Origin of the sequence: Cupriavidus sp. SK-4 (assembly GCF_000611125.1) — a bacterium.
In the GTDB taxonomy this organism is placed as follows: domain Bacteria; phylum Pseudomonadota; class Gammaproteobacteria; order Burkholderiales; family Burkholderiaceae; genus Cupriavidus; species Cupriavidus necator.
The window spans coordinates 19,916-27,205 of record NZ_JFJW01000120.1 but is presented as its reverse complement, the minus strand read 5'-3'; the positions used below and the strand labels follow the sequence as shown (position 1 = coordinate 27,205).

Here is a 7,290-nt window from a genome sequence, read left to right as displayed (position 1 = left end):
CCGCCGGGCGCGCCCCGCGAGCGGCTGCCGCGCCCAGCGCGCAGCCCGTGGCGCGGCACAGAAGGCCGGGGCCGTACCCGGCACGCGAGACCGGGCGGCGCAGGAGCGACCCCATGTCTTTTGCCTTGCAGCCCGCGCGTGCCGCGGGTGCCCCCATCCAGCCCGTTTCCGCCGAAGAACAGCGTGTGCGCGTCGACCTGGCCGCCGCCTACCGCCTGGCCGCGCGCGAGGGCTGGGATGACCTGATCTATACCCATATCTCCGCCACGGTGCCGGGCGAGCCCGACCACTTCCTGATCAACCCGTTCGGCTTTGCCTTCGACGAGATCCGCGCCAGCGACCTGGTCAAGATCAACGGCCGCGGCGAGGTCGTCGGCGCGACCGTGCATCCGGTCAATGTGACTGGCTTTGCGCTGCACGCCGCGGTGCATGCGGCGCGCGCCGACGCGATGTGCGTGATGCACCTGCATAACACCGCCGGCATCGCGGTGTCGGCGCAGGCTGCCGGGCTGTTGCCGCTGTCGCAGCATGCGATGCGCTTTCACGGCCGCATGGCCTACCACGACTACGAAGGCCTGGCCTTCACCCCGGCCGAGGGCGCGCGGCTGACCGCATCGCTGCGTGCGCATCCTGCCATGCTGTTGCGCAACCACGGCACGCTGACGGTGGGCCGCACCGTGGCCGAAGCCTATGTGCTGATGGCGACGCTGATCAAGGCCTGCGAGGTCCAGATTGCCGCGCAGGCGGGCGGTGCGCTGGTGCAGCCAGGCGCGGCCGTGGCGGACAAGACCTCTGAGCAGCTCTACGACAACGGCGCCGTCGAAGGCGTGATGGAGTGGCCCGCGCTGCTGCGCAAACTGGATAGAATCGATCCTTCATACCGGGACTGAGCGGGACTGGTTTCCCGCCGCGACTCAACCACATTCATCAAAGGAGCATTGCATGCCGACTTTCCACGTCGAAATGTTTGAAGGCCGTACCATCGAGCAGAAGCGCAAGTTTGTCGAGGAAGTGACCCGCGTCAGCTGCGAGACCCTGGGCTGCTCGGCCTCGGCCGTCGACATCATCATCACCGACATCAAGCGCGAGAACTGGGCCACCGGCGGCGAGCTGTGGGCTGACAAGAAGTAAGGCTCCACCCAGCCCCATACTGAACACCATGCAGCACTTCGCCTCTGACAACTACGCCGGCTTCTGCCCGGAATCGCTGAAGTATTTCCTGGAAGCCAACGCCAGCGGCCATGAGCAGGCCTACGGCGACGATACCTGGACCCAGAAGGTCTGCGACCGTATCCGCGACCTGTTCCAGACCGACTGCGAAGTGTTCTTCGTGTTCAACGGCACCGCGGCCAACTCGCTGGCGCTGTCGGCGCTGTGCCAGTCGTACCACTCGGTGATCTGCCACGAGCTGGCACATATCGAGACCGATGAATGCGGCGGCCCGGAGTTCTTCTCCAACGGCTCCAAGCTGCTGACCGCGCCCGGTGCCGACGGCAAGCTCACGCCCGACGCGGTCGAGGCGCTGGTCACGCGCCGCTCCGATATCCATTACCCCAAGCCCAAGGTGGTGTCGCTGACGCAGTCGACCGAAGTCGGCACCGTCTACAGCGTGGAAGAGGTGCGCGCGATCGCTGCCATCGCCAAGCGCCGGCAGCTGCGCGTGCATATGGACGGCGCGCGCTTTGCCAATGCGGTGGCCGCGCTGGGCGTGCATCCGTCCGAGATCACCTGGCGCGCCGGCGTCGACGTGCTGTGCTTCGGCGGCACCAAGAACGGCCTGCCGGTGGGCGAGGCGGTGGTGTTCTTCGACCGCCGCCTGGCCGAGGACTTTGCCTACCGCGTCAAGCAGGCCGGGCAGCTGGCGTCGAAGATGCGCTTTATCTCCGCGCCGTGGCTGGGTTTGCTCGAGAACGACGTATGGCTCGCCAACGCGCGCCATGCCAATGCGATGGCGCAGCTGCTGCAGCAGCGCATCAGCGATATTCCGGGCGTTCGCATCATGTTCCCGACGCAGTCCAACGCCGTGTTCGCCGAGCTGCCGCTGCCCGCGATCGAGGCGCTGCGTGCCAAGGGCTGGCGCTTCTATACCTTTATCGGCGCTGGCGGCTGCCGTTTCATGTGTTCATGGGACCTGCAGCCGCAGACGGTCGAGGCGCTGGCCGCCGACATGCGCACGGCTTGCGGCGCCTGACCGGCACCCATACCTATAACGACGAGACCCTTCAGGAGCCCCAAATGCAATACCGATTCTGCCCGCAGTGTGGCGCGCCGCTTGAGGTACTGCCGCTGTCCGGGCGCGAACGCCACGCCTGCGTGCAGCAGGAATGCGGCTTCGTGCACTGGAACAACCCGCTGCCGGTGCTGGCGGCGGTGGTGGAGTACCAGGACAAGCTGCTGCTGGCGCGCAATGCCGCCTGGCCGGAGACCATGTTCGCGCTGGTGACGGGCTTCCTGGAGCGCGACGAGCCGCCCGAGCTGGGCGTGGCGCGCGAACTGAAGGAAGAGACCAACCTCGATACCGAGTCGGTGTCGCTGATCGGCGTCTACGAGTTCATGCGCAAGAACGAGCTGATCATCGCCTACCACGTCAAGGCGACCGGCACCGTGGCGCTGTCCGAGGAGCTGGCCGACTACAAGCTGGTGGCGCCGGAGGATGTGCGCGTCTGGTCGGCCGGCACCGGCTTCGCGGTGGCCGACTGGCTGGCCGCGCGCGGCTATCCGGTGCGCTTCTTCGACCGCCAGACCGGCGCCGACATTCCCGACCCGCGCCGCCCGCACGACTTCAGCCTGGTCGGGGGTTCGCTACAATACCGGTGGTGAGGCTGGCCTCCGGCCGGCCGCCCAGCCCCCAGAATCGAAGGAAGAGACGAATGGAGTTCCAGAAAGAAGTGGATGCGCGCGGCCTGAACTGCCCGCTGCCGATCCTGCGCACCAAGAAGGCCCTGGCCGACATGGCCAGCGGCGATGTGCTCAAGGTGCTGGCCACCGATCCCGGCGCCACGCGCGATTTCCAGGCCTTTGCCAAGCAGACCGGCAATGAGCTGCTGTCGCACTCGGAAGTGGACAAGGTCTTTGTGTTCTACATGCGCCGCCGCTGACCGGCATACGGTTCCCGCACCTGGCGGGACTGCACAAGGAAAAAGCCGCTCGAAAGCGGCTTTTTCCTTGTTTGCAGCGCAGCGCGGTCAGCTGCCGATGCCGGTCAGGTGCTCGCGCGATTCCAGGTAGGCGCTGAAGTCAGCCCCGACTTCCGGGTGCTTCAAGGCAAATTCAACGGTTGCCTTCAGGTAGCCCAGCTTGCTGCCGCAGTCATAGCGGCGGCCCTGGTAGCGGTAGGCCAGCACCTGTTCCTGGCCCAGCAGCGACTGGATCGCGTCGGTCAGTTGCAGCTCGCCGCCGGCGCCCGGCTTCAGCTCGCGCAGGTGGTCGAAGATGCGCGGGGTCAGGATGTAGCGGCCGACCACGCCCAGGTTGGACGGCGCGTCTTCCGGCGCCGGCTTCTCGATGATGCCTGAGACCTTGATCACGTCCGCATCCCACTCGCGGCCGTCGATCACACCATAGGAGCGGCTTTGCTCCGGCGTGATCTCTTCGACGCCCAGCACCGAGCAGTTGTAGTGGTTGAAGGTATCCACCATCTGCTTCATCACCGGCGGGTCGCCGTCGATCAGGTCATCGGCCAGCATCACCGCGAACGGGGTGTCGCCGACCAGCTTGGCCGCGCACAGCACGGCATGGCCCAGGCCCAGCGCTTCGGGCTGGCGCACGTAGAAGCACTCCACGTTGGCGGGCTTGATCGAGCGCACCACGTCCAGCAGCGCCTGCTTGTTCTTGGCCTCAAGCTCCACTTCCAGCTCGAAGGCCTTGTCGAAATGGTCCTCGATGGCGCGTTTGGAGCGGCCGGTGACAAAGATCATCTCGGTAATGCCGGCGGCCATGGCTTCTTCCACGGCGTACTGGATCAGCGGCTTGTCCACCACCGGAAGCATTTCCTTGGGGCTGGCCTTGGTGGCCGGCAGGAAGCGAGTGCCCAGGCCCGCAACCGGGAACACAGCCTTGGTGACGCGATTTTCCATATCAGGTGTACCTCTCAGATTCCAGTCCATAACCCTGCCAGCCATTGCGGGCGCCGTCTGTCCGGTTCTGTCCGACGAAGCCGGACAGAACCCCCGGCAGGCAGGGGCGTGAATGCGGCCGCCGTGCCGTCAGGCCGGCAGCCGCTGCAGCTGGCCCTGCAGCTTGGCCAGCGTCTGCTCGAAATCGGCCAGGCGCTGCGTCTCTTGCGCCACCACGGCAGGCGGTGCCTTGGCGACAAAGCTCTCGTTGGACAGCTTGGCGCGGCACTTGCCGATTTCGCCACCGATGCGCTCGACTTCCTTCGACAGGCGCACGCGCTCGGCGGCGGCATCGATCTCGATCTTCAGCAGCAGGTGGTTGCCCCCGGCAATGGCGACCGGCGCGCCGGCGCCTTCAGCCTGCAGGGCAGCTTCATCTTCGAAGACGCGTACCTCGGAAAGTTTCGCCAGTGCCTGGATATGTGCGCTAGCCGCCTTCAGGAAGGTGCTATCGCCCTCAGCATAGAGCGGGATGCGCTGGGCCGGCGAGATGTTCATCTCGCCGCGCAGGTTGCGGCAGGCATCGATCACTTCCTTCAGGCGCGCAACCCATTGCTCGGCTTGCTCGTCGATCTTGGCGACCGCCGGCAGCGGGTAGGGCTGCAGCGCAATGGTCTCGGAGCCATCACCCTTGGCGCGGCCGGCCAGCGGGGCCACCTTCTGCCACAGCTCTTCGGTGATGAAGGGGATGATCGGATGCGCCAGGCGCAGCACGGTCTCGAGCACGCGCAGCAGCGTGCGCCGCGTGGCGCGCTGCTGGGCCTCGGTACCGTTCTGGATCTGCACCTTGGCCAGCTCCAGGTACCAGTCGCAGTATTCGTCCCAGACGAACTTGTAGATGGCGTTGGCGATATTGTCGAAGCGGTACTCGGCAAAGCCCTTTTCGACGTCGGCTTCCACGCGCTGCAGCAGCGACACGATCCAGCGGTCGGCCTGCGAGAAATCCAGGTAGCCGTCCGGGCCGCAATCGTTGTTGCACGGGCCCATGCCGCAGTCATGGCCCTCGGTGTTCATCAGCACGAAGCGGGTCGCGTTCCACAGCTTGTTGCAGAAGTTGCGGTAGCCCTCGCAGCGGCCGGTATCGAAGTTGACGTTGCGGCCCAGCGTGGCCAGCGACGCGAAAGTGAAGCGCAGCGCATCGGCGCCGAAGGCGGGAATGCCCTCGGGGAATTCCTTTTTCGTCTTCTTCTCGATCTTGGGCGCGTCCTTGGGGCGGCGCAGGCCGGTGGTGCGCTTCTGCAGCAGCGTGTCGAGGTCGATGCCGTCGATCAGGTCCACCGGGTCCAGCGTGTTGCCCTCGGACTTGCTCATCTTCTTGCCTTCCGAATCGCGCACCAGGCCGTGCACGTAGACGGTATGGAAGGGCACCTTGCCGATGAAGTGCTTGGTCATCATGACCATGCGCGCCACCCAGAAGAAGATGATGTCGTAGCCGGTCACCAGCACCGACGACGGCAGGAAGTGATGCATCTCGGGCGTTTCTCCCGGCCAGCCCAGCGACGAGAAGGGCACCAGCGCCGACGAGAACCAGGTGTCGAGCACGTCTTCCTCGCGGCGCAGGCTGCCGGTGCTGCCGGCGGCCCTTGCCTTGGCCAGCGCTTCTTCTTCGGTGCGGCCGACAAAGCAGTTGCCGGCATCGTCATACCACGCCGGGATCTGGTGGCCCCACCACAGCTGGCGCGAGATGCACCAGTCCTGGATATTGCCCAGCCACTGGTTGTAGGTGCTGATCCAGTTTTCCGGCACCAGCTTGATCTCGCCGCTCTGCACGGCTTCCAGCGCCACCTCGGCGATCGAGCGGCCCGGGTAGAAGGTGCCTTCCGGCGCCGGCTTGCTCATCGCGACGAACCACTGGTCGGTCAGCATCGGTTCGATCGCGCTGCCGGTGCGCTCGCTGCGCGGGGTCATCAGCTTGTGCTTCTTGACCTCGGCCAGCAGCCCGCGCTTGTCCAGGTCCTCGACGATGGCGCGGCGCGCGTCGAAGCGGTCCAGGCCGGCGTAGGCGGCGGGGGCGTCGGCAACGATCTTTGCGTCCAGCGTCAGGATCGACAGCTGCGGCAGGTTGTGGCGCTGGCCCACCGCATAGTCGTTGAAGTCATGGCCCGGGGTCACCTTGACCACGCCGGTGCCGAACTCGCGGTCGACGTATTCGTCGGCAATCACCGGGATCTGGCGCTCGGTCAGCGGCAGATGCACGAACTTGCCGATCAGGTGCGCATAGCGCTCGTCTTCCGGGTGGACCATCACGGCCACGTCGCCCAGCATGGTTTCGGGGCGGGTGGTGGCCACGGTCAGGTGGGTCAGGCCGCCCTTGGCGTCAGCCTCGACCAGCGGATAGTGGATATGCCACAGCGAGCCTTCTTCCTCGACGCTGTCGACTTCCAGGTCCGACACCGCGGTGCCCAGCACCGGATCCCAGTTGACCAGGCGCTTGCCGCGGTAGATCAGGCCCTGTTCGTGCAGGCGCACGAAGGCTTCGGTGACCGCCTTCGACATCTCGGGCGACATCGTGAAATACTCGCGGCTCCAGTCGATCGAAGCGCCCATGCGCCGCACCTGGCGCGTGATGGTCGAGCCCGACTCTTCCTTCCAGGCCCACACCTTCTCGGTGAACTTCTCGCGGCCCAGGTCATGGCGCGACACGCCCTGCGACTCGAGCTGGCGCTCCACCACGATCTGGGTGGCGATGCCGGCGTGGTCGGTGCCCGGCACCCACAGCGTATTGGCGCCGCTCATGCGCGCATGGCGCGCCAGGCCGTCCATGATGGTCTGGTTGAAAGCGTGGCCCATATGCAGCGTGCCGGTCACATTGGGCGGCGGCAGCTGGATCGCAAAGTCCGGGCGGGCAGGGTCGAAGGTCGGCTGGGCGATGCCGCGCTTCTCCCACTCGGGGCCCCATTTCGCCTCGATGGCGGTGGGTTCGAAGCTCTTGGCTAGGGACTGGTCTTGGGCGGTCATGCTGGGATGTCGATATTGGCGTCGGGGGTCGTCGCAGGGTGCTTCGGCCTGCGCCTGGCGAGGCGGCGGCCGTCGGCAGCCGGCATTGCGCCAGTAAAACGTTAAATTATACGGGGGTGGCAGGCTGGTGCCTATTTCCTGCCCATCCGGCCCCGCCGGATGTGACTTGCGGGCCAGGGCCCGCCGGTATAATTGCCGCCAATCCACAAGGCTCATC

At 66.1% G+C, this 7,290-nt stretch carries 7 protein-coding genes; 5 read left to right on the top strand and 2 right to left on the bottom strand.

Annotation, left to right across the window (positions count from 1 at the left end; genetic code table 11):
* The first annotated feature begins 113 nt into the window (after positions 1-113).
* The 5 genes from CF68_RS25480 to CF68_RS25460 are packed head-to-tail and all read left to right on the top strand — an operon-like array spanning position 114 to position 3,098.
* Complete coding sequence (locus tag CF68_RS25480; protein ID WP_035824269.1) at positions 114-890, top strand: class II aldolase/adducin family protein; 777 nt, start codon at positions 114-116, stop codon at positions 888-890.
* A 52-nt stretch (positions 891-942) separates the two neighbouring features.
* Positions 943-1,131 carry a 4-oxalocrotonate tautomerase gene (locus CF68_RS25475; protein WP_010813672.1) on the top strand — a complete coding sequence of 63 codons (189 nt, stop codon included), beginning with the start codon at positions 943-945 and terminating at the stop codon, positions 1,129-1,131.
* A gap of 28 nt (positions 1,132-1,159) precedes the next feature.
* The gene (locus CF68_RS25470) at positions 1,160-2,191 is read left to right on the top strand and encodes a low specificity L-threonine aldolase (RefSeq protein ID WP_035824267.1); all 1,032 of its coding nucleotides are present in this window, start codon (positions 1,160-1,162) and stop codon (positions 2,189-2,191) included.
* Between the two features lie 44 nt (positions 2,192-2,235).
* Positions 2,236-2,820 carry an NUDIX domain-containing protein gene (locus tag CF68_RS25465; RefSeq protein ID WP_010813670.1) on the top strand — a complete coding sequence of 195 codons (585 nt, stop codon included), beginning with the start codon at positions 2,236-2,238 and terminating at the stop codon, positions 2,818-2,820.
* 50 nt (positions 2,821-2,870) lie between these two features.
* Positions 2,871-3,098 (top strand): sulfurtransferase TusA family protein, encoded by a 228-nt coding sequence (locus CF68_RS25460; protein ID WP_010813669.1) that lies wholly within the window; start codon positions 2,871-2,873, stop codon positions 3,096-3,098.
* An 87-nt stretch (positions 3,099-3,185) separates the two neighbouring features.
* Here the strand turns inward: CF68_RS25460 and galU are convergent, their stop codons facing one another.
* Together galU and CF68_RS25450 are read right to left on the bottom strand one after the other, a co-directional pair.
* A complete protein-coding gene (gene galU, locus CF68_RS25455) occupies positions 3,186-4,076 on the bottom strand; it encodes a UTP--glucose-1-phosphate uridylyltransferase GalU (RefSeq protein ID WP_035824265.1) in 891 nt (296 codons plus the stop codon).
* A 129-nt stretch (positions 4,077-4,205) separates the two neighbouring features.
* On the bottom strand, positions 4,206-7,073 hold the full coding sequence (locus tag CF68_RS25450; protein WP_035824263.1) for a valine--tRNA ligase: 2,868 nt from the start codon (positions 7,071-7,073) through the stop codon (positions 4,206-4,208).
* Positions 7,074-7,290: the final 217 nt, after the last annotated feature.

Excerpts from the sequence above, each read along its gene's own strand:
- CF68_RS25480 (WP_035824269.1), top strand. The coding sequence starts at position 114 with ATGTCTTTTGCCTTGCAGCCCGCGCGTGCCGCGGGTGCCCCCATCCAG.
- CF68_RS25475 (WP_010813672.1), top strand. The coding sequence starts at position 943 with ATGCCGACTTTCCACGTCGAAATGTTTGAAGGCCGTACCATCGAGCAG.
- CF68_RS25470 (WP_035824267.1), top strand. The coding sequence starts at position 1,160 with ATGCAGCACTTCGCCTCTGACAACTACGCCGGCTTCTGCCCGGAATCG.
- CF68_RS25465 (WP_010813670.1), top strand. The coding sequence starts at position 2,236 with ATGCAATACCGATTCTGCCCGCAGTGTGGCGCGCCGCTTGAGGTACTG.
- CF68_RS25460 (WP_010813669.1), top strand. The coding sequence starts at position 2,871 with ATGGAGTTCCAGAAAGAAGTGGATGCGCGCGGCCTGAACTGCCCGCTG.
- galU (WP_035824265.1), bottom strand. The coding sequence starts at position 4,076 with ATGGAAAATCGCGTCACCAAGGCTGTGTTCCCGGTTGCGGGCCTGGGC.
- CF68_RS25450 (WP_035824263.1), bottom strand. The coding sequence starts at position 7,073 with ATGACCGCCCAAGACCAGTCCCTAGCCAAGAGCTTCGAACCCACCGCC.